General features: G+C 58.1%; 17 protein-coding genes. 4 read left to right on the top strand and 13 right to left on the bottom strand.

Annotated elements, in window-relative coordinates; genetic code table 11:
* Positions 1 to 117: 117 nt before the first annotated feature.
* From ACZYSM_RS12260 to ACZYSM_RS12230, 7 genes are all read right to left on the bottom strand, one after another.
* A complete protein-coding gene (locus ACZYSM_RS12260; protein WP_489071755.1) occupies positions 118 to 1,482 on the bottom strand; it encodes a TolC family outer membrane protein in 1,365 nt (454 codons plus the stop codon).
* 2 nt (positions 1,483 to 1,484) lie between these two features.
* Positions 1,485 to 2,819 (bottom strand): HlyD family type I secretion periplasmic adaptor subunit, encoded by a 1,335-nt coding sequence (locus ACZYSM_RS12255; RefSeq protein ID WP_489071754.1) that lies wholly within the window; start codon positions 2,817 to 2,819, stop codon positions 1,485 to 1,487.
* The gene (locus ACZYSM_RS12250; RefSeq protein WP_489071753.1) at positions 2,816 to 4,594 is read right to left on the bottom strand and encodes a type I secretion system permease/ATPase; all 1,779 of its coding nucleotides are present in this window, start codon (positions 4,592 to 4,594) and stop codon (positions 2,816 to 2,818) included. Before ACZYSM_RS12250 ends, ACZYSM_RS12255 begins: the two co-directional genes overlap by 4 nt.
* A 221-nt stretch (positions 4,595 to 4,815) precedes the next feature.
* Positions 4,816 to 5,196, bottom strand: coding sequence for an AprI/Inh family metalloprotease inhibitor (locus ACZYSM_RS12245; RefSeq protein ID WP_489071752.1), 381 nt, complete (start codon positions 5,194 to 5,196; stop codon positions 4,816 to 4,818).
* A gap of 167 nt (positions 5,197 to 5,363) precedes the next feature.
* On the bottom strand, positions 5,364 to 6,815 hold the full coding sequence (locus ACZYSM_RS12240) for a serralysin family metalloprotease (protein WP_489071751.1): 1,452 nt from the start codon (positions 6,813 to 6,815) through the stop codon (positions 5,364 to 5,366).
* A 298-nt stretch (positions 6,816 to 7,113) separates the two neighbouring features.
* Positions 7,114 to 8,214 carry a DmpA family aminopeptidase gene (locus tag ACZYSM_RS12235; protein ID WP_489071750.1) on the bottom strand — a complete coding sequence of 367 codons (1,101 nt, stop codon included), beginning with the start codon at positions 8,212 to 8,214 and terminating at the stop codon, positions 7,114 to 7,116.
* Positions 8,215 to 8,223: 9 nt separating this feature from the next.
* Positions 8,224 to 9,588, bottom strand: a complete 1,365-nt coding sequence (locus ACZYSM_RS12230) for an APC family permease (RefSeq protein ID WP_489071749.1) — start codon at positions 9,586 to 9,588, stop codon at positions 8,224 to 8,226.
* Between the two features lie 221 nt (positions 9,589 to 9,809).
* Here ACZYSM_RS12230 and ACZYSM_RS12225 point away from each other — a divergent pair, with 221 nt between their 5' ends.
* Both ACZYSM_RS12225 and ACZYSM_RS12220 read left to right on the top strand, forming a co-directional pair.
* A complete protein-coding gene (locus tag ACZYSM_RS12225) occupies positions 9,810 to 10,613 on the top strand; it encodes a helix-turn-helix transcriptional regulator (RefSeq protein ID WP_489071748.1) in 804 nt (267 codons plus the stop codon).
* 60 nt (positions 10,614 to 10,673) lie between these two features.
* The gene (locus ACZYSM_RS12220) at positions 10,674 to 11,438 is read left to right on the top strand and encodes an SDR family oxidoreductase (protein ID WP_489071747.1); all 765 of its coding nucleotides are present in this window, start codon (positions 10,674 to 10,676) and stop codon (positions 11,436 to 11,438) included.
* 137 nt (positions 11,439 to 11,575) lie between these two features.
* Here the strand turns inward: ACZYSM_RS12220 and ACZYSM_RS12215 are convergent, their stop codons facing one another.
* From ACZYSM_RS12215 to ACZYSM_RS12195, 5 genes are all read right to left on the bottom strand, one after another.
* On the bottom strand, positions 11,576 to 12,034 hold the full coding sequence (locus ACZYSM_RS12215; protein WP_489071746.1) for an REP-associated tyrosine transposase: 459 nt from the start codon (positions 12,032 to 12,034) through the stop codon (positions 11,576 to 11,578).
* Positions 12,035 to 12,125: 91 nt separating this feature from the next.
* On the bottom strand, positions 12,126 to 13,220 hold the full coding sequence (locus tag ACZYSM_RS12210) for a polyamine ABC transporter substrate-binding protein (RefSeq protein ID WP_489071745.1): 1,095 nt from the start codon (positions 13,218 to 13,220) through the stop codon (positions 12,126 to 12,128).
* A 60-nt stretch (positions 13,221 to 13,280) separates the two neighbouring features.
* Positions 13,281 to 13,622 carry a cupin domain-containing protein gene (locus tag ACZYSM_RS12205; protein ID WP_489071744.1) on the bottom strand — a complete coding sequence of 114 codons (342 nt, stop codon included), beginning with the start codon at positions 13,620 to 13,622 and terminating at the stop codon, positions 13,281 to 13,283.
* A gap of 33 nt (positions 13,623 to 13,655) precedes the next feature.
* Positions 13,656 to 15,062 (bottom strand): NAD(P)/FAD-dependent oxidoreductase, encoded by a 1,407-nt coding sequence (locus tag ACZYSM_RS12200; RefSeq protein ID WP_489071743.1) that lies wholly within the window; start codon positions 15,060 to 15,062, stop codon positions 13,656 to 13,658.
* Between the two features lie 49 nt (positions 15,063 to 15,111).
* Positions 15,112 to 15,927 (bottom strand): helix-turn-helix domain-containing protein, encoded by an 816-nt coding sequence (locus ACZYSM_RS12195; protein WP_489071742.1) that lies wholly within the window; start codon positions 15,925 to 15,927, stop codon positions 15,112 to 15,114.
* 274 nt (positions 15,928 to 16,201) lie between these two features.
* On the opposite strand from ACZYSM_RS12195, the gene ACZYSM_RS12190 reads away from it, so the two are divergent.
* Positions 16,202 to 16,474: a DUF1652 domain-containing protein gene (locus ACZYSM_RS12190; RefSeq protein ID WP_489071741.1), complete on the top strand. Its 273-nt coding sequence runs from the start codon at positions 16,202 to 16,204 to the stop codon at positions 16,472 to 16,474.
* A gap of 118 nt (positions 16,475 to 16,592) precedes the next feature.
* Here the strand turns inward: ACZYSM_RS12190 and ACZYSM_RS12185 are convergent, their stop codons facing one another.
* Positions 16,593 to 19,067 (bottom strand): UvrD-helicase domain-containing protein, encoded by a 2,475-nt coding sequence (locus ACZYSM_RS12185; RefSeq protein WP_489071740.1) that lies wholly within the window; start codon positions 19,065 to 19,067, stop codon positions 16,593 to 16,595.
* A gap of 274 nt (positions 19,068 to 19,341) precedes the next feature.
* On the opposite strand from ACZYSM_RS12185, the gene ACZYSM_RS12180 reads away from it, so the two are divergent.
* Entirely contained in the window at positions 19,342 to 20,037 is a 696-nt protein-coding gene (locus tag ACZYSM_RS12180) for a pirin family protein (RefSeq protein WP_489071739.1), read from the top strand.
* Positions 20,038 to 20,178 lie beyond the last annotated feature (141 nt).

Genomic DNA, 20,178 nt, shown 5'->3' with positions numbered 1-20,178 from the left:
CACGGTGATGGGTATGAAAGAATAACGACATACATCCCTGTTCATGAGTCCTCGCTTTCCTGGCGTTATTAGAGTTGTAGTCCCCCGTCCTGGAGGCAGTGCAGCGTTGAAGCGTGTTTACCGGGTTCGGGTGCGCGGTATGAAGGCTTCGTCGACCTTGGCCAGATCGTCTTCGCGCAAGGTGCCCGCGTAGTAATGCAACTTGGTCCAGGCCATTAAATAGTCATAACGGGCCCGGGCCAGATCCCTGCGTGTGGTGTAAAGCTGCTGCTCGGCATTCAAGGCATCGAGGTTGACCCGCTCGCCGCCGAGGATGCTTTGCTTGGTCGAAATCACCAGCGCTTCGGCCGAGGTCAGGGCTTTCTGATACGCCCGCAGCTTGCTGACTCCCGACAGACAGGCGCTGAACTGGCGGCGCAGCTCGATCAGGGTCTCCCGGGTTTTGGCATCCAGTTCGTACTCGGCCTGCTCCATCGAGCGGCTGGCCTGGCGAGTGGACGCGGACACCCCACCACCGGCATACAGCGGCACGCTGACTTCGATGCCAATGGTGTTGGTGTCATAGCGCTGGTTGTAGGTGTTGCCGCTTTCCGACTCGTTTTGCCGGACAGTGGCGTAAGCACTGACCTTGGGCAGGTGCCCCGCGCGATTGCGCTCGACCTCGAATCGGGCCGCTTCCAAAGCCTGACGCTGGGACGCGAGGATCGGGTTATTGGTGACCGCCAGTTCATGCCAGGTATCGAAGTTGGCCGGCTGCAGCGTGAAGGACTGAAACGAATCGCCCAGCGGGGTCAGATCGCTGATGTCGATCGCAGGCACGCCAATCAATGCGCCCAATTCGCGCAAGGAAGCGTCCTGCTCGTCACGCGCTTCGATTTCCTCGGCGGTCGCCAGCTCGTAGCGCGATTCGGCCTCAAGGATGTCGGTGCGGGTGCCCTCGCCCTGGCGAAACATGTGTTCGTTCTGCTGGAACTGCTCCTCGAAGGCTTTTTTCTTGGCCTGCGCAATGTCGATTTGATCCTGCGCGAACAACGCTTGGGTATAGGACGTCAGCACCCGGACCAGCAACTCCTGGCTTTTGCCGCGAAAGTTTTCGTCGGCAAACAACGCCTGCGCCACTCCCTTGCGGTAGGACGCGTAGGCCTCGTAATCAATCAAAGGCTGTTGCAGGGTGAAGGTCGAGCCGTAGCTGTTGTAGTTGCGATCATCGTGAGTGGTGCCGCGCTGCCTATCCAGGTTGGTCGCCTTGGAATTGTTGCGACCCTTGTTGTAGTTGTAACCCAGCTTGGGCAGCAGACCGGCGCGGCCAATGGCGCGATTCTCAAGGCCCGCATCGCGCTCCTTCATGGCACCGAGAAACACGGGATCATTGCGCAGCGCCTGCTCATAGACCTCAAACGGCCCCATGGCCATCACACTGCTGCAAGAAAGGAACGCCAAGGCTGCCCCGAGAATGGAAAGCTTATTCATACGCCGGAACATCCCTATTCCTCGGTCAATGCGGAGCCTGCCCGGTCGAGCAGAGGTTTGAACAAGTAATTGAGGAGCGAACGCTCGCCCGTGCGCACGAACATTTCCGCGGGCATGCCGGGCTTGATCACCAGCCCGTTGAGTTTCTCCATGGCCACATCGCTGACGCTACTGCGCAGCACGTAATACGGCACACCGGTTTTCTCATCGACCATTTGGTCGGCCGAAATCAGGCTGACTTCGCCCGGTACTCGGGGTGTACGGCTCTGGTTGAATGCGGTGAACAGGATGTCCACCGGTAAGTTGCCACCGACCTTGTCGATCAGGTTGACCGGCAGGTGCCCTTCCACCTCCAGGCGGGTGCCTTGCGGAACGATCTCCAGCAATGTTTCGCCGGGCCGCACCACCGCGCCTTCGGTGTGTACGCCCAGGTTAACGGCGATACCGTCGGCCGGTGCAGCTATCTCGCTGTGTTGCAGGTCGAATCCGGCGGAGGTGAGCTGCTGCTCCAGGGTCAGGCTCTTCAACTGAGCTTCAGCCAGTTGGCTGCGGACTTCCTTTTGGTACTCCTCGCTGTGTTGTTGCAGCTTCAAGCGCGATTCAAGAATGCCCTGCTCAACTCTGCCGCTTTCACCGGTGTTTTGCGCCTGATTCTGCTGCACTTGCGACAACTGTCGCTCGTACTCCATCAAGCGGTTGCGCGGAATGTAACCGCTGGCCGCCAGCGGACGCAGGTTGTCCAGTTGCTCACGCAGGGACTCGGCTTGTGCGGTCAGATCGGTGCGGGCGCGGCGCATCCCGGCCAGTTGTGCGGTAGCGCCTTCAATGTTCGCGCGGATGCCGGCCTGTTCCCGGGCAAAAGCTTCGCGGCGGCTGCTGAACAGTTGCCGCTGGCCTTCGAGCACCAGCGCCAGTCGCGGGTCGGGATCGCTGCTCAACTCGGCCGGAAAACTGACCTGCTTGAGATTGTCGCGCTCACTTTGCCAGCGCGCCAGGCTGGCCCAGGCCATTCGGTATTGCGCTTGCAGGGATTGAACGTCGGCGGCGACCTGAGTTTGATCCAGCCGAAACAACGGCTGGCCCTGCTTCACCACCTCTCCTTCGCGCACCAGAATCCGGCTGACGACGCCACCGCTCAACGATTGCACGGCCTTGCGTTTGCCAGAAACCACCACAGTGCCCTGCACGGGAATCCCTTGATCGAGCGGCGCAAGGCTGGCCCAGGTAAAGAAACTCCCTGCACCGACCACCGCCAGAATCCAGCCCATGCGGGCAAAAAAGCGTGCGTCGAGTTCGGGGCGCTCCGGCGCATAGCCTTGTTCGATTGTCATGTCGCGGTCCTTGCTCATGCGCCGGAATTCCTGGATGGAGCTTGATACTGACGGCTGAGACTGAGCCCGGCCGGTGTGGGGGATGGGACCTTTTCCCGTTGCTGCTCCTGAGCGCCAGACAGCGCCTTGAGCACTTCATGGCTTGGGCCAAAGGCTTGCAGTCGCCCTTCGTTGAGCACTAGCAATTTGTCGGCCTGGGCCAACGCCGAAGAGCGGTGAGTCACCAGAATCACGCTGGTGCCTTGGGTTTTCATCTGCGCGATGGCGGTGGCTAAAGCCGATTCACCGACGGTATCTAGGTTGGAGTTCGGCTCGTCGAGCACCACCAGGCTAGGGCCGCCATACAGGGCGCGAGCCAAGGCCACACGCTGCTTTTGACCACCGGACAAGCCGCTGCCGTCTTCCCCCAGAACCGTGTCGTAGCCTTGCGGCAGACGCAGAATCAGCTCGTGAACACCCGCTTGCTGGGCCGCTTCGACGACTTTTTGCGGGTCGGTGTCGCGAAAGCGTGCGATGTTTTCGGCGATGCTGCCGCTGAACAATTCGATGTCCTGAGGCAGGTAGCCGATGTAAGGACCGAGGTCATCGCGATTCCATCGATGGATATCGGCACCGTCCAGGCGCACCGTGCCGGCCAACGTCGGCCAGACTCCCACCAGCACTCGCGCCAGAGTCGACTTGCCCGAGCCGGAAGCGCCAAGTACTCCCAGTACTTCCCCTGCAGCAAGGCTGAAACTGACCTGATGCAACGTCGCCGCGCGCTTGCCTGGCGGGCCGGCGCTGACCTGTTCGAAGGCCACCTGACCTTTGGGTGCAGGCAAGGCCATGGCGTTGTCGCTGGGCGGGAACTCTTGCAGCAAGGCATCCAGGCGCTGGTAGGCCAGCTTGGCCGAACTCCATTGCTTCCACACGGCGATCAATTGGTCGATAGGGCTCAAGACCCGGCCCATCAGGATTGAGCCGGCAATCATCATCCCGGCGGTCATGTCGCCCTTGATCACCAGCAACGCGCCCAGCCCCAGTACCAGTGATTGCAGACACAGACGCAGGGTTTTACTGAGGGAGCTGATGACCGCGCCAGTGTCGCTGGCCTGGTTCTGCAAACCGAGAAAGCGCGAATGCACCGCAAACCAGCGTTTGCGCAAAACCCCGAGCATGCCCATGGCCTGAATGGTTTCGGCGTTATGTAGATGACTGGTGGCCAACTGGCTGGATTTTTGCGAATAACCACTGGCTTCACCCAGCGGTTTTTTAGTCATGCCTTCGTTGAGGCAGGCCAGTGCAATCAGCAGCAAAGCACCGGCCGTGGCCAGCACGCCGAGCCAGGTATTGAACAGAAAGATCACCAACAGGTAGACCGGAAACCACGGCGCATCGAAGAAAGCAAACAACGCCGGCCCCGTGACGAATTGGCGAATGTGCGTGAGGTCGCCCAACGACTGCCCGGCATTGCCCTCGCCCTTGAACAAATTGCGCTCGAATGCGGCCCTGTAGACACGCAGGTTAAAACGCCGTTCCAGCTGGCTGCCGATACGGATGACGATGAAGCTGCGGACGATTTCCAGCAATCCGATAAACGCAAAGAAGCCGACCACCATCAAGGTCAACATGGCCAGCGTGGTTTCGTTCTGCGAAGAGAGCACCCGGTCGTAAACCTGAAGCATATAAATCGACGGTACCAACATCAGTACGTTGATCAGCGCGGTGAAACAACCCACGCTGATCAGGGTATTTTTATAATCGCCCAGTGCTTTAAACAACGGAGCAGCAGGAGTGGTCTTCGCCCTCTTCATTAGTCTTCCCTGAGCTAATATCCCGCGCAGTCATTTGGCGAGGAGTCAATATAGTGTCCGCGCAAGCGTCGAGACGTTATTGGATGTTTGAAACATGCAGCCGAATGAACACCATTGTCAGACAAAATAGTGTTCCAGGCAGTTAATTACCTGCCAATCATGAGTGGCGGGCGAGCCTATATAGGCATCACTGACAATGCTCGGCTTAGGAGGGTGCTCTATTACTGAAGGCGTTGCAGAATAAGCACCGTCCCTGACTTCAAAGTGGCTTGATAGAGCCCCTCTTTTTGTCGGCCCAGGTGAATAATCCTCGATCCTTCTTTACCCGTCAGCGATATGCCATCCGGTTCCGGGAACCAGCCAATCGGTGTTTCGCCCAACCAACCGGCGACACATTCGAGCTCTCCGGCCAGGGTCTGGTTTTGTGCGAGGTCAAACATACAGACCTTCGTTGGCTCATCTTGCTGGTGGATCTGCCACTTCCCGGCCAGTTCCGAAGGGTCGGGTAATTTCAGGCTTCTTGCCATGCTGACATCTCCAAAAAACATCATCAGCGTCGCGATCAACCACGCGGCTGCCCAGGTAAAGGCTGTCTGGTTCATAGGGTGTTTCATTCCGGGCTGTAGCCTCGCTTACACGAGGAGTCGATGCAAGGACAGGGAGCAGCGCATGCGCGCCGCCCCTGCTTTTACTTCGCCTGGTTGCCCGCCAGGACTGCACCACGGTGACCAGATGGACCGTGTTGCCTGCATCGCGGGCAGCCTGGTTCCTACGCCACGATGTCCGTGACTGCCGCTTGCCCAACGGTAGTGACCAGGAAGTCAGCCACGCCGTGCCCGGAGAAGTCCACGGCCAAGGTGCTCAGGTTCATTCCCGAGGCATAGCTCAGCACCGCTTCGCCGGCAGAACCTGTGAATGAGTTCACGAAGTGCAGCCCTGTTCCAGCGGTAATGCCGGTCAGATCAATCTTGTCCAGGCCGCCGACAAAGTCCATGATCTGGTCGACTGCGCCCGGTTTGGAGTCTGAGCTTGCGCCAAACACGAAAGTGTCCGAACCGGTACCACCCCAGAGCTTATCCGCGCCGCCGGCACCGTAGATGATGTCGTTGCCAGCACCGCCCTTGAGCTCGTTGGCCGCACTGTTACCAATCAGCAGATCATTGCCCGAACCGCCAATGGCATTTTCGATGGTCACGCCCTTGGCAATGGACACGTTACCCACCATACCGCCAACGTCAGAGAACGAGGCTTCATTGAGGTTGATCTTCTGGTTTTGGGTAAAACCGGAGAAGTCAAAGGTATCCTTGCCGCCCGCGTCCCACACCGAAAACACCAGCTTGTCCGAGGACGAGCTCGCGCTGAGAAAGTCGCGACCGGCGTTGGAGTTGAAACCGTAGGTGGTGTCACCGGCACGGGTGTTCATGTTGGCGCCGTAGAGCTGTTGCGCCGCAGCAATATCGTCCATCAACGGGCCGGACGAATACGCCTCGACACCGCCTTTGCTGAAGTTCTGGTCGGTGTTGCTTTCAGACCAGTAGCTCATGAGGCTGTAGCCGCGAGTGTCTTGTCCATAGGACGCATCGTTATAGGTCGGATTGCCTTCACCGGCGTTGTAGTCACCGGGATGAGACAGACCAAGGGTATGACCGATCTCGTGAGTCAGGGTTTGACGGCCGTAGTTGTTCACACCCGGGGTTTTGTTGACGTTGTAGCCACTACCGGTCAGGTACCAGGACTGACCGTCGTAGCCAGGCTGAGTACCCGGCAGAAAAGCAAAGGCTGCCGCCCCTTCCTGACCGCCACTGTAGTTGCCGAAGGTCATGTGACCGTCGCCACCCTTGGCAGCTTCAGTGAAGGTGACATTGGCCACGTCTGCCCAGGATTGCATGGCGAGCACGGACTGAGTCTTTTGCAAGGCGCTGAACTGACTGAAGCCAGTGACACCCAGGCCGCTGAAATTGGACGTTGGCGAAGTCAGAAACGAGTAGGTGAGTTCAATCTTGCCGCTGCCATTGAGATCGTGCCAGGAAGCACCATCACGCAGGAGCTGAGTCGCTGCTTGATCTACAGAGAATGAGGGTTTGTCATTGACCGTGAGGTCGCCGCCACGGTCATACTGATGGCTGAAGCTATCGATCTGGTTAAATGCCGAACTTGATGTGGCCTGTGGCGCCCAGTCTTGTTCAGCTGCAACGATAGCGTTCTGTTTAACTTTCGACATAAACACACTTCCTTGTTTGCAAATGGAACAGCTTTTTTCAGATAGCGACAATCTCTGGCGAGATCGTCCTATCACTCGCCCAATGAAGGCGAAAGAAAACTGACACAATTCGAAATCAAACGTCCACTACTTTTTTGACGTAAAATTGTGCTGTTCCGGCGATAGCCCGCAAACAATGGCTGTCGGGTCTAAATATTCTTTGTCGTTCAGGCCTCCAAGTAATTGTCAGACAATCTATTATTTAAATATTAAATAACGGTAAGTTTTTTACTTGTTCACTGCTTCGCAGTTTTGCCGGTTAATTAGCGCTCCATCCCGTCGAGCTTAATGCTTGCAGCAACACATCGGCTTCGAGGGCCGGGACTAACGTGCCGCTGGCGGTACTCATCTGCTCGCCTGCCAGGAGTGCATTGATGATCGCTTCCTCCACCGCTTCGGCAGCGGCGCTGAACAACGGCGAGATATGGTCGTTGTTGAGCATCTCAAGCGTGGTGCTCAGGGGCAGGTCTTTGCGCCCGTAGTCCGCGGGCGGCAGGTTATGGTTGCCCGTGGCGAAGGCTAGAAAGATATCGCCGCTGGAGTCTTCGGTACCGCCACCGGTGCGGGCGATGCCGATCGATGCCCGTTGCGCCAGACGCTGGCATTGATGGGGCAACAACGGCGCATCGGTGGCCAGAATCACCACAATCGAGCCCATGCCCGGCGTGCCCTTTTCATCGAAGGGCGACGGGATATCCGTCAATTGCCGACCGACTGGATAACCATCGACCCGCAACTCTTCACGCTTGCCATGGTTGGCCTGCACCAGTGCGCCGACCGTCCAGCCTCCCTGTTGCGCCGACAGCTTGCGTGAGGACGTGCCGATCCCGCCCTTGAACTCATGGCAGATCATCCCGGTGCCGCCACCGACCGCACCTTCCTGAACCGGGCCGGCCTCGGCGTTGGTCATGGCTTCGAGCACCTGCTGCGGGCCGACATGTTGCCCCCAGATATCGTTTAGCAAACCGTCGTAGGTTTCCATCACCACCGGCATGCACCAATACACCGCCGGGTCGGCCAGCTGGTTGTGCTCCAGCGCGACCAACGCATCGCGAACCACGCCGACGCTGTGGGTATTGGTAATCGCCAGGGGAGTCGCTAACAGACCCGCCTCGCGAATCCACTCAAGGCCCGTGGCGTCACCGTTGCCGTTGAGCACATGGCAACCGGCGAAGCACGGTTGCAGTCGTGCATGGCTGGCACGCGGCTGGATCAGCGTGACGCCGGTGCGTACCTGCTTGCCGTTAATCTCGGTCTTGAGGGTACTGTGCCCTACCCGTACGCCCGGTACGTCGGTGATGGCATTGAATTGGCCGGGGGTTCCCAGGCCCAGGCGGATGCCCAGTTCACGTGCACGCATAACCACTCCTTACAGTTTCTGAAACACCGGGCTGAACCGGCCATTGGTGCTGTACAAAATCACCGACACCGCCAGCAGCCCGATAATCACCATGATGTCCCTGGCCGAAGCTTGGAGGAACAGTTCGAACAATAGATAACCCGCGCCGAGCACCGCCAGTAATGCGGGCAATGGCCACAGCGGCATGCGGTAAGGATGCTGCCGATCGCGCAGCACCACCCGACTCATCAGTGCGCTCAAGGCGACAATCAGGTAGACCAGCATGATCAGCAGCACGCTGAAAGAGGTCATTTCCTCCAGGTTTGAGCTGAAACTGAGCAGCGCCGATGGAATCGCCAGAAACAGCGTGGCCAGCCACGGCGAGTCCCAACGTGGATGAATACGGGTGAAGAGGCGGTTGACGGTGGGCGTCCATAGGGCATCGCGGCCGCTGCTGAACACCACCCGGCCGATCTGAATCACGATGGCGACGATGGCGTTGAACACGGACAGGAAGATCCCGGCGCTGACCACACGGGACAGGGTCTCGTTGCCGTGACTGGTGAGCAGGTAGCCGATTGGGTCGGGGCTGCTGATCATCTCGCTGAGGGACGGTGCGCCGATCAACAACGCGGTCAGCGGCACCAGTTCGATAACCACCACCAGGCCCAGAGACCAGAGCACGGCTTTGGGCACTCCGTGACCTGCGTCCTTCATGTCTTCGCCCAGCACCACCGCAGAGCCAAATCCATTATAGGAGAACAAGCCAATACCGATGGCGCCAATCACCAGAGCCCAGGGTGCCAGTTGCAAAGCGCCGCCCTCGACGATCTGCGGGTGCAACAAGATGCTTGCCGGTTGCGAGGCATGACCGAAGCCAATAAACACAATCACCAGCATCGCCGCGACTTCCAGCAGCAGACAGGTGCCGGTGATCCAGGCGTTGAGCTTGATATTGAGAATGCCCAGCAGGTAACTGGACACCACGATAAACAGCGCGACAGTCTGCGAGTCGAGATTCGTCCCCAGCGCGTTGTTCAGATAGGTCGCGGCCCCCGTGGCCAGCACTGGCGGAATGAACAGCAACATTGCCAACACCGTCAGGAAGGTCGCATAACCGGCCATGCCGCCAAACACTCGCTTGGCGTACACGTATTCGCCGCCGGCACTGTTGTGAGCCCTACCCAACTCGGCATAGCAGTAGGCGAACATCAGGGCCAGTAAACCGGCCATGACGAACGCGAGAAACACCCCGGTGCCGGCCTGATGAATCGCAAACGGCGCGATCACGAACACCGAACTGGCCGGCGTCACGCTCGAGACGGTAATCGTCACGACGTCGAATACACTCAGCGTGGGTTTCAGCGCGCCACTTGGCGCTGCGGGAGAGCTCATGACGTTATCCTCTTGGTTATTTTTAGTCTGAGGCAGAAACGAAAAAAACAGCTTGGGTGCGTTATGGGCCGCACTTGATGGGGGCTACTCTAGGCAGCGCGGCAACGGCGGCCAATTCCCCTATTGGAGTACTCCCCTTGACCTGGAACGCAAAAAGGTTGAAACCGTCGGCCGGGTTCCGGCTTTTTTGAATGGGGAACTTTGAATGGGGAGCAACGTACATGAACAATCTGTTCAGGGAGGTCGGCATGCATGCAGGCCTGGGCCGCACCCTCTCGCAGATCGGCACCGAGCGCTTCTGGAAGCAGCTGGTTTTGTTGTTGCACCAAGGCTTGGCGTTCGATAACGCCCTGGCGATTTTCTATCCGCAGGACGGCCTGCCCCAGGCCCTGGAAGAGTACGACGCCGAACCGTCAAGCAAGCCAGCGTCGATGCTGGCCTATCTCAATGGTTTGTATCTGCTGGATCCGTTCTACCAGGCTTGTCGTGAGGGCTACTCCAGCGGCCTGTATCGACTGGAGGAAGTGGCACCCGATCATTTCCGGCAGAGCGAGTACTTCCTCAGTTACTTCCACGACAACGTGCTGGAGGATGAGGTGCAGTTCATTCTTCAGATTCCGGGGGCTGGAACGCTGTCACTGTCGTTGGGCATGCAGCGCTTGTTCACCGCGGATCAAGTCGGCCAACTGACCACCCTCGCCGCCTGGGTGTTGCCGCTGATGCAGCAGCATTGGCAACAGAGCAGTCAGCGCATACAGCCACCCGCGCAAGATGAAATGGCCAACCAGATCCGCGATGCACTGAGCCATTTCGGCTGTGGCGTACTCTCGGACCGCGAGTTGGAAATCGCCCGGTTGATCCTGCGCGGGTTCTCCTCCAAAGCCATGGCAGAGCGGCTGAAGATCTCACCGGACACCGTCAAGGTTCACCGCCGACACCTGTACGCTAAGCTGGATATCTCATCGCAACCGGAACTGTTTTCGCTGTTTATTCAGTCGTTGGGACATGATCTGGAAAATCCGTGAGCCTTAGGCGCTCTTTGCGAGCCAACACCTGTTCATGCCCCCACTTTAAGGAGAGAGCATATGACTCAGCATTTCACCGGCCGCATTGCGTTGGTTACCGGTTCCGGCCAGGGCATCGGCCGTGCTATCGCTCAAGTCTTCGCCGCACACGGGGCTAAGGTGCTGGTGGCTACCCGCACACCAGCGTCAGGCGCCGAAACCGTGCGGTTGATCCGCGAAGCCGGCGGCATAGCGCAATTGCTGAGTGTTGACCTGAGCACACGAGCCGCAGCCAATCAGGCAGTGGCCGCGGCGCAAGAGACGTTTGGTGGGCTGGACCTGCTGATTCACAACGCAGGGATGTTCCCGATAGAAAGCCTGGTCGATTTGACTGATGAGACTCTCGATACGACTTTCGCGGTCAATCTCAAGAGTTGCTTCTGGCTGACTCAAGCGGCACTGCCGGCGCTGAGTCAGGCAAACAATGCACGGATCCTCATCACCTCCTCAGTGACCGGCCCGCGCACAGCGATTCCTGGCTTATCCCATTACGCTGCGTCCAAGGCGGGAGTGAACGGTTTCATTCGTTCGGCGGCGCTGGAACTGGCTGAATACCAGATCACCGTCAACGGTATCGAGCCGGGGCTGATTGCCACCCAGGCCATGGCAGGCCTCGGAGACTCCTCGGCCCTGGCCGCCAACATTCCATTGAAGCGACTGGGAACCCCGGAAGATATCGCCTACGCGATGCTGTTCCTGGCCTCCCCTCAGGCCGGTTACATCACCGGGCAAACCCTGATCGTCGATGGCGGTGCCATGCTGTCGGAGAATGCGCAGTTTATCTGAGACCGCATTTGCCCGGTTTTACGACCGCTACGCGGCCGGACGCAGGCTCCGCCAGCTGCTACGAAAAGCGCGACATGCGCACACTCCGTAGCAGTTGCCGCCAGGCTACGTCCGGCCGCGAAGCGGTCGTAACGATGTTAAAGCCAGCACGCATCCCACAGCGGATAATCATGAACACGTTTGACCAAGCCTGCTCGCAGAGGGTTGCGGACAACGTAACGAGCAAGGTCTTTTACATCATCTTCCTGACGCACAGCACGGTCGTGATAACCCTTTTGCCATAAGCGCCCTCGACGCCCTAGTGCTTGATTCACCGTCAAACTGCTACGCGACTTTACTCGACACATCAGCTCGGCCAGCGTCCTTTCCCGAAGCTGAAGCAACCAATGAATATGATCGGGCATCACCACCCAAGCCAATGAGTCTGCCCAACCCTCCTCTTGAGCAAGCCGAAACTGCTCCACAACCAACCGCCCTAAACGCCAATCGGTAAAAACCGGCTCGCGCTGATGAACAACAACGGTCAGCAGATAAATTCGCCCCACCTCTGAAACACGGCCAATGCGCAGGCGATCAGCTTTTTTCGAAACAGGCATTCCTTTGCCTCCTCATCAATCAAAATGAGGCCCAGAACCTACAGGGTTGAACGTCTGTTTGCGGGCTCGGTAATCGACGAAATATTACCCATCAACTCCCCGTCCGGATCTTGTTCCACAACCGTGTGCGAACCCGGTCGATGTTCAGTGGCATGGCTTCCAGCGCGAACAACTTGTCCATCATTTCCGGACTTGGGTAGACCTTGGTGTCGTTCTTGATGACCGGATCGATCAAACTGTCGGCCTGTTCGTTGCCATTGGCGTAGTGCACGTAGTTGCTGATGCCGGCCATGACGTCTGGGCGCAGCAAGTCGTTCATAAAGGCGTAACCGGCCTTCTCGTCCGGGGCATCGGCGGGCATGGCGACCATGTCGAACCAGATTGCAGCGCCTTCTTTGGGGATTGAGTAACCGATGTCCACGCCGTTTTTGGCTTCTTTGGCGCGGTTTTCGGCTTGCAGGATGTCACCGGAGAAACCCACGGCTACGCAGATATCGCCATTGGCCAGGTCGCTGGTGTACTTGGATGAGTGGAAATAGCTGACATACGGCCGGACTTTCATCAGCAGTTCTTCAGCTTTCTTGTAGTCCGCAGGGTCCTTGCTGTGGTGCGGCAAGCCGAGGTAATTCAGCGCCGCTGGCAGCAACTCCGGGCCGTTGTCGAGGATCGCCACGCCGCACTTCTGGAGTTTTTTCATGTTCTCGGGTTTGAAGATCAAATCCCAGGAATCCACCGGTGCGTTGTCGCCCAGTACCGCTTTGACCTTGGCAAGGTTGTAACCGATCCCGGTGCTGCCCCACAGGTACGGGAAGCCGTGTTCGTTACCCGGATCGTTGGTTTGCAGGGCCTTGAGCAATACCGGGTTGAGGTTTTTCCAGTTCGGCAGTTGGCTTTTGTCGAGCTTCTTCAGCGCCCCGCCCTGGATCTGCCGGGCCATGAAGTGGTTGGACGGGAACACCACGTCATACCCGGACTTGCCGGTCATCAGCTTGCCATCGAGGGTTTCGTTGCTGTCGTAGACGTCATAGGTGAAGGCGATGCCGGTTTCTTTCTGGAAGTTCTTCATCGTGTCCGGTGCGATGTAGTCCGACCAGTTGTAGATCTTGACGGTCTCGGCGGCCTGACTGAGTGAAGCGACGAGCATCAGCGGAGCTAACTTCAACGAAACGGTGGTCATGCGGATCATGATTCGATTCCTGATTATTTGCGGCTGTTTTTATTGGCAGGTTTTCGGCTGATCAGAGGATCAAAAAATCAAAACGTAAGTCTTGCGCACGGTTTCCTGGATATCCCAGATCCCGGTGCTGTTGGCTGGCAACATCAGTGCGTCGCCCGCTTCTATTTGTAAGGTTTCACCGTTGTCCGGGGTGAAGGTGCAGCGGCCCCGGATGAAGTGACAGAACTCTTGGGCGACAATCTGTCGCCGCCAGCGACCGGGCGTGCATTCCCAGATCCCGGTTTCAACGCCGTCATTGCGTTCGACGCTCGTGGTCGAGGCGACCGCGACCGGCGTACCCAATGGCACCGCCACCGGGGCTGACTCTTCCAGCGTGGCATTCAGTGTGTTTTTGAATTGTGTGATGCTCATGGTGGTCCTTACGGGTGGATGATCGACGAGCCGTTACTGCATGAAACCTTCCATGAACCCCGCCACACGGCTGGCAAGCTTGCGCCGCCACGGTGCGGTCGCCGGGTTGGCCAGGGTCTGATCTTCATGGGCGAAGCTGCGAATGATCGCGTTGTAGCCGAGCCAGCGGCAGGGTTCCGGTTCCCAGGCTTTCAGCGCACCGAGGCCGCCTTGCTGGATCACCCACGGTTGGCGCACCAGCGTGGTGTCGCGTTCGAGAATCAGGTCCGCCAGCGTCCGGCCACCAAGATTGCTCGCGCCTACACCCTCGCCACCGTAACCGCCAGACATGGCGATGCCGTTGCTGCGATCACAGAGCATGTGCGGTTTGAAGCGCCGGGACATGCCCAGGTTGCCGCCCCAGCCGTGGGTAATCTTGACGTTCTTGAGCTGTGGGAAGAGTTCGCTGAACAGGTAGCGCCGCAGTTCGACTTCACTGTGGGTCAGGTCAAAGTTGTGGCGCAGTTTCCCGGCGAACTGATAGCCCCCGCGTGCGCCGAATACCAGACGGTTATCGGCGGTGCGCTGACCGTAGGTAACTTGCCGGCTGTTTTCACTGAAGGCCTGGCCCTGACTCAAGCCAATCTCATCCCAGGTTGCGGCGGGCAGTGGCTCGGTGGCCACCAGCAAACTCTGCACCGGCATTTGATAGCGCCCCAACGGCGCCAATGTCACGGCATAGCCTTCCACTGCCGGTACGATCCAGCGGCTGCGAACCTGAGCCTTGGCGGTGCGCAAACGACCGGATTGCCAATCGGTGACCGGGCTGTTCTCGAAGATCTTTACCCCCATGCGCTCAACAGTGCGGGCCAGGCCACGCACCAGTTTGGCCGGCTGAATGGTCGCGCAATGCGGCGCATAGATACCGCCATAAGGTTTGGCAACACGGATCTGCCGCGCCAGTTGCTCCGGGGTGAGCCAGCGGTAGTCTGCTTCGTTGAGGCCTTGGCTGTAGAGTGTGTCCAGGTAGCTGCGCAGGCTGGCTTCCTGTTCGGGATAGCGAGCCGCGCAATACAGCACACCGCCCTTGCGGTAATCGCAATCGATGCCCTCGCGTTCGAGGACCATCCCTACCTCGTCAGGAATGCCGTGCAGCAAGTCGAAAGATGCGCGGCGTTGCTCGGCAGGCAGATCGGCGAGTAAGCGATCTTCCCCCAGCAAGTTGCCCATCAACCAGCCGCCATTACGTCCGGACGCTCCGAAACCAGCGGTCTGTGCTTCAACGATGGCGATGTTCAACTCAGGCGCCAGACGCTTGAGGTAGTAAGCGGTCCAGAGCCCCGTGTAACCGGCGCCGATGATCGCCACGTCGACGTCCAGATCCTGTTCCAGAGACGGCCGGGCAACCAAGGGCTCTTCGAGCTGATCCATCCACAAACTGATAGTGCGCCACGCCGGCATGCAAGACTCCGCAACCCAAACTAGAGGGTTGCGATCCTAGTGCCTGGGCTCAGAGACTGTCTTGCGCGCGTGCACGCAAAGAAATGTGTTTGGCGTACGCTTTGGGCGACATGCCGGTGTGTTGACGGAAACAGCTATAAAACGCCGACAGCGAATTGAAGCCAGCGGCGAACGCCAGTTCGTCGATCCGCAACGGTGGACTCGCTTTGTCCAGAGCCGCGAGCAGATGCTGCAGCCGGGCCTGGTTGACGTAGCGATAGAAACTTTGCCCCAGCACCTGGTTGAGCAAATAGGAGATCTGATTGCGGCTGTAACCGCACTCCTTCGCCACCTGCTGAAGATCGAGTTCCGGGTCCAGATACGGTTGCTGACGCTCGAAATACTGTTGCAGGTCTTGCGCCATAAAGCTCAATTGTCGCGGTGAAAGCCCCAGTCGACTGACCGCCGGGCGCAGGCTGGTAGCTGTCTTGCTGGACGGTTGCTCGTGCACCAGCGAGGCATACTCGTTGACCTGCCAGATCAGGCCGTCGCGCACCGTAATCGCTTCGCTGGCGCGGAACGACACCAGACCCTGGCCTCCACGCAACGTCACGCGGTACTGAATGAACGCGGTATTGCCATCCAGACGGATACGATCGGAGTGCTCGAGCGCTTCATCCGGATCGCGGGGCATGCTGCTGCGCACGTACTCACGCAGCTCATCCAGACCGAGAACACGGTTCTGAAAAAAATCGTTGTACTGGACGTCCGGGTGATAGAGCGCCATGACCCCATCCAGATCACGGTGTTTCCAGCACAGGTGGTAACGCAGTACGGTATCGCCGGTGGCCTGGGTTTGCAGCGGGCCATCATCATTGGCAGACATAAAACACTCGATGACAGAAAAACAGAGCTTGCCGAACTTCAGGCTGCGCTTCAATGGCCAATTCATGGCCCGAAATAATGGCATCTGGCCTAATGATCGGTGGGAGATGACCTACATCAACGCTTTTCAAAGCAATAGCCAAACGGCCTGAAAAAAAACTCCTGCCTGCGCGGGTGAGTGCTATTTTTAAGCATTCCAAAGGTTGGGCCAGTGAAGGTCCTTCCGTTCCTACCGCGAGCCAAAGGACGCGCTCAATGAACAAGGTGGGCAACACATGAATCAAGTCTTTTCCAAGGTCACCTTTCCCAACGCCTGCCAGCTCATGCGCTGGCATTTTCATCCAATGGGCTTCGAGGCCAGCATGGATGCACCCGGCAGCATGATTGCCCGGTTGTTCGACCGCGCCAGTGGCGAAACCATGATTGCCATTGCCGGTATCCCTTGTGCAACGGTGATGAACGCCACCGATGTGGAGCGAATAATCGAGGCGGTAGAAGATGAGCTTGAATCGTTCATTCCTCCCCTTGGTTTAAGAAGTTTTGGTTAACCATTGAAACCCCGACCCTGTAGGAGCGAGCTTGCTCGCGATGGACGTTAACGATGACGCGTGTTTGCTGGATAACGTGTCGATCTCAGATCCATCGCGAGCAAGCTCGCTCCTACACTCAGGCCTGAACCTTCATCCCCCGCTGATCGGAGAAAAACGCCTTGTCCCTGGCAATCCGGTCGGACGCCTTCGGGACGTTAGCCGCCTGCGCATCCTGGCTGTCGACATACCAGTAGCAATGTTTAACTGCCCGGGTGATACCGACATATGCCAGGCGCAGGATTTCGTCTTTCTGAGCGCTGTCATACGGCTCAGTATCGCCATCCTTGGCCAGCCCGGCCATTCGATACACCTGGTTCTTGTAAGGTGAACTGGTCAGATGCTGACAGTCGCCCAGCAGAAACACCGCGTCGGCCTGCAGGCCTTTGGAGCTGTGATAGGTCAGCTGCTTCAGTCGTCGGTCTTCGATCGGCAATCTAGAATCAACATTAACTACTGACTGAATATGCTCTTCTATCAATAACTTATCACTACTTTTTCGAAACAACATTAAGACTGAATCGCCGTTTCGGTAGTGTTCGATCAAGCGTTTGGCCAGCGCCGGGTCATCTCTATCCATGACGTTCACGGGGAGTAACTCTTTGGGCTCACCGCTGGCTTTGGCCTTTTTCCCGGTAATCGCGGGTGCAGCACGGACGATATGCTCTGCCGCGTCGATGATGTGCTGATGGCTGCGATAATTTTCGCTAAGCATGACCCGTGTGGTGCTTGGAGACGGGAACTCCTTGTTGAACTCCATGAAGTATTTCGGCGAACTACCGCGCCAGCCGTAGATCGATTGCCAGTCATCGCCAACGCACAACAGCGATGAGCGCTGCGCACCTCGCCCAACGTGCATGGCCGGGCCGCGACGGCGGATCTCTCGCAGGCTGGCGCGGATCCAGGAAACAATCTGCGGGGAAACGTCCTGGAACTCATCGATCATCAAGTGCGACAGCGGCCGCAGCAGCTCATCGCTCAACAGCTTGAGGTTTTCCGGTGAATGCTCGCTGAACAACGCGAACATGCGGTTATAGGTCATGACCGGCGGCGATTGATCGAGCAGGTGATCTTCCAGCGCTCGCCAGAAGAGGCTCAGGGCCTCAAAGAAATGGCGATCTGGATCGTCCTTGGCAAAGCTCATCTGGCCCACGGCGGCAGGCACATCCAGCCCCAGGTTCTCGATAAAACTGGCCGCAGCGACAAAGCAATCCAGCAGCGGTGCGCCGCCGAGCTCGCCTTTAACCTTGTAATCGAAGCCCGGCCCAGCACTGGCATCTCCCGCCAGAGACGACAAAACGCGTTTCGCCGACTCATAACTATCTATCCAAATCAGTGGCTTACGACAGAAAGCTTGAAGCAGGGTGCGCTTTACAGCCCACTCTGCGCGGACCGACAGCTTGGCTCCGGGCCGGCAGATCTGTGCATTCTCACGGGGATCGAAGCCCAATACGACCCAGGCATCCAGCTCGGCAATATAGCCGTGGCAATGGAATGACGAGCCGTTGATCTCGAACGTCTGGCGATTCGGCTCAATGCCCTTGATCGGCCAGGCTCTTGCGCGAAACCACAGATCCTCGATCGTGTCGCAGAGTTCTTCGTCGCGTTTGGCCGCAAGCTCGGTCACCGCCATGCGCTTTTGCACATCCGGGTGATCACGCTCCAGCTCCTTGAGTTGCAAGGCGTGCCGGGACAGCGGCTTGATCAACTCGCGAAAACGCTCATCACGGGTATGCAAAGCGTGATAACAGGCATTCAACTGCTGACGCTGAGTATCATTGATCCGCAGATCGAATGGATTGCTGTCAGCCCCTTCATCGCCCGGCAGCGAACGGGCATTGAGGTTCTCGAAAGCCTGCAACTGCGCAAAGCCCGGCAGGCTGCGGACCATTGGCAGAATTCGCGAGTGGAAGGTTCGCACCACGTCGCGGGCATCTTTGAGGCCCAGCGTGCGCCCCCAGATGGCGAACATCTCTATCAGCTTATTGATGAAGTCTTTGCGCGATTCGCGGGTGAAGGTCACCACCGTCAGTGAGCCCAGTTCAAACCCCAGGTAATGGGTCAGCAACAGAATGCGCAGCACCAGCGATGTCGACTTGCCCGCCCCCGCACCGGCAATCACCGAGGTCGAAGGCGTGTCGCTGAAGATCATCTTCCACTGCGCTGCGCTGGGCTGCGCCTGTGGTGGGAGCAATCGGGCGACATCAGCCTTGATGCGTTTCTTCAACTCGGCGGTGAGCGGCAGACGCCAGTCATCGAACAGGTTGTCATCGATACCCGGCGCCCGGTGTTCGGTGCAGCGCGTGTCGCGAATCAGCAGAACCTGCCGACCTTCCTCGATACCCTCCAGCTTGCCTTCTTTATAGCCGTAATCCACACCGGCGCTGTGCCCGCTACGAAAGCCGTCGGCCTGGCCATGCAGCCAGGAGGCGCGATGTTGCGCGCGTAGACGAGTAAGGCCGTGGCCAAAAAATCTGGCGGCCAAGCGCTTGAGCAGCGGCATTTCGGCCAACGGCATAAGCTCGGGAGGAAGATCGGGGGTGTGTTGCGGCACGCTGACTCCAGTGTGTGAGGCTGTTGGGTCTATGGTCGCTGCATTTGCCGACGACTTCTAGTGAAATGCTTATTCGTCATTGGGTTAAGCGATGAACTGAAAGCTGAGCGCTAGAGTTTTGGCCTGAAAACCATCTATTAATTAGATTGGTTTAAGGCATTTTTTCCGCTTTTTATCGATATTGGCTTAATGGATGATACTGACCATCAACCACCGGTTATCGTTCTGCGGCTCAAGTGTTCAGCCCCATGACGAACCTTTACAGGAGACGATCATGCTTGAACTCAGACCCTTCAAATCCCTGGGCGGCGCTCACCATGGCTGGTTGGATGCCCATCATCACTTTTCGTTCGCCGAGTACCATGACCCTAAACGCATGAACTGGGGCAACCTGCGGGTCTGGAACGATGACGTGATTGCGGCTGGCACCGGTTTCCCGAAACACCCGCACCGTGACATGGAAATCATTACCTACGTTCGCGAAGGTGCGATCAGCCACGAAGACAACCTGGGCAACAAGGGCCGTACCGAAGCCGGTGACGTGCAAGTAATGAGTGCCGGTACCGGGATCGCCCACAGCGAGTACAACCAGGAATCGACCGAGACCAAAATCTTCCAGATCTGGATCATCCCGAATGAAACTGGTTCGGCGCCATCCTGGGGTGCCAAGCCGTTTCCTAAAGGGCAGCGCGAAGGTTTCGTCACCCTGGCCAGCGGCAAGGCCGGCGACGATCAAAGCCTGCGCATACGCGCCGATGCACGACTGGTGGCGGCTAACCTGAAAGCCGGCGAGTCTGCGGAGTATCGCCTGGACAGCGGCCGCCGGGCGTACCTGGTGCCGGCAACGGGAGTCATTGAGGTCAATGGCTTGCGCGCGCAAGCTCGAGACGGCGTTGCGATTGAGCATGAAAAAGTGCTGCGAGTGACTGCAATCGAGGACAGTGAAATCGTTCTGGTGGATCTGGCTTGACCTTGTAAACGCTGGATCGAGTAGGAGGCGGGGTCACCCCCGCCGTCCTCTCACACCACCGTACGTACGGTTCCGTATACGGCGGTTCAAGCTATGCGGCTAAGCCGGTTTATCGTATCCAGTATTGAGACCAGCCCCAGC

The sequence above is a fragment of the Pseudomonas sp. F220 genome (assembly GCF_057813935.1).
Note: the sequence above shows the minus strand (reverse complement) of the source record. Positions and strands in the feature narration are given on the sequence as shown.

Excerpts from the sequence above, each read along its gene's own strand:
- ACZYSM_RS12245 (WP_489071752.1), bottom strand. The coding sequence starts at position 5,196 with ATGAACCAGACAGCCTTTACCTGGGCAGCCGCGTGGTTGATCGCGACG.
- ACZYSM_RS12220 (WP_489071747.1), top strand. The coding sequence starts at position 10,674 with ATGACTCAGCATTTCACCGGCCGCATTGCGTTGGTTACCGGTTCCGGC.
- ACZYSM_RS12215 (WP_489071746.1), bottom strand. The coding sequence starts at position 12,034 with ATGCCTGTTTCGAAAAAAGCTGATCGCCTGCGCATTGGCCGTGTTTCA.
- ACZYSM_RS12225 (WP_489071748.1), top strand. The coding sequence starts at position 9,810 with ATGAACAATCTGTTCAGGGAGGTCGGCATGCATGCAGGCCTGGGCCGC.
- ACZYSM_RS12190 (WP_489071741.1), top strand. The coding sequence starts at position 16,202 with ATGAATCAAGTCTTTTCCAAGGTCACCTTTCCCAACGCCTGCCAGCTC.
- ACZYSM_RS12235 (WP_489071750.1), bottom strand. The coding sequence starts at position 8,214 with ATGCGTGCACGTGAACTGGGCATCCGCCTGGGCCTGGGAACCCCCGGC.
- ACZYSM_RS12180 (WP_489071739.1), top strand. The coding sequence starts at position 19,342 with ATGCTTGAACTCAGACCCTTCAAATCCCTGGGCGGCGCTCACCATGGC.
- ACZYSM_RS12260 (WP_489071755.1), bottom strand. The coding sequence starts at position 1,482 with ATGTTCCGGCGTATGAATAAGCTTTCCATTCTCGGGGCAGCCTTGGCG.
- ACZYSM_RS12240 (WP_489071751.1), bottom strand. The coding sequence starts at position 6,815 with ATGTCGAAAGTTAAACAGAACGCTATCGTTGCAGCTGAACAAGACTGG.
- ACZYSM_RS12210 (WP_489071745.1), bottom strand. The coding sequence starts at position 13,220 with ATGATCCGCATGACCACCGTTTCGTTGAAGTTAGCTCCGCTGATGCTC.
- ACZYSM_RS12255 (WP_489071754.1), bottom strand. The coding sequence starts at position 2,819 with ATGAGCAAGGACCGCGACATGACAATCGAACAAGGCTATGCGCCGGAG.
- ACZYSM_RS12205 (WP_489071744.1), bottom strand. The coding sequence starts at position 13,622 with ATGAGCATCACACAATTCAAAAACACACTGAATGCCACGCTGGAAGAG.
- ACZYSM_RS12250 (WP_489071753.1), bottom strand. The coding sequence starts at position 4,594 with ATGAAGAGGGCGAAGACCACTCCTGCTGCTCCGTTGTTTAAAGCACTG.
- ACZYSM_RS12195 (WP_489071742.1), bottom strand. The coding sequence starts at position 15,927 with ATGTCTGCCAATGATGATGGCCCGCTGCAAACCCAGGCCACCGGCGAT.
- ACZYSM_RS12230 (WP_489071749.1), bottom strand. The coding sequence starts at position 9,588 with ATGAGCTCTCCCGCAGCGCCAAGTGGCGCGCTGAAACCCACGCTGAGT.
- ACZYSM_RS12200 (WP_489071743.1), bottom strand. The coding sequence starts at position 15,062 with ATGCCGGCGTGGCGCACTATCAGTTTGTGGATGGATCAGCTCGAAGAG.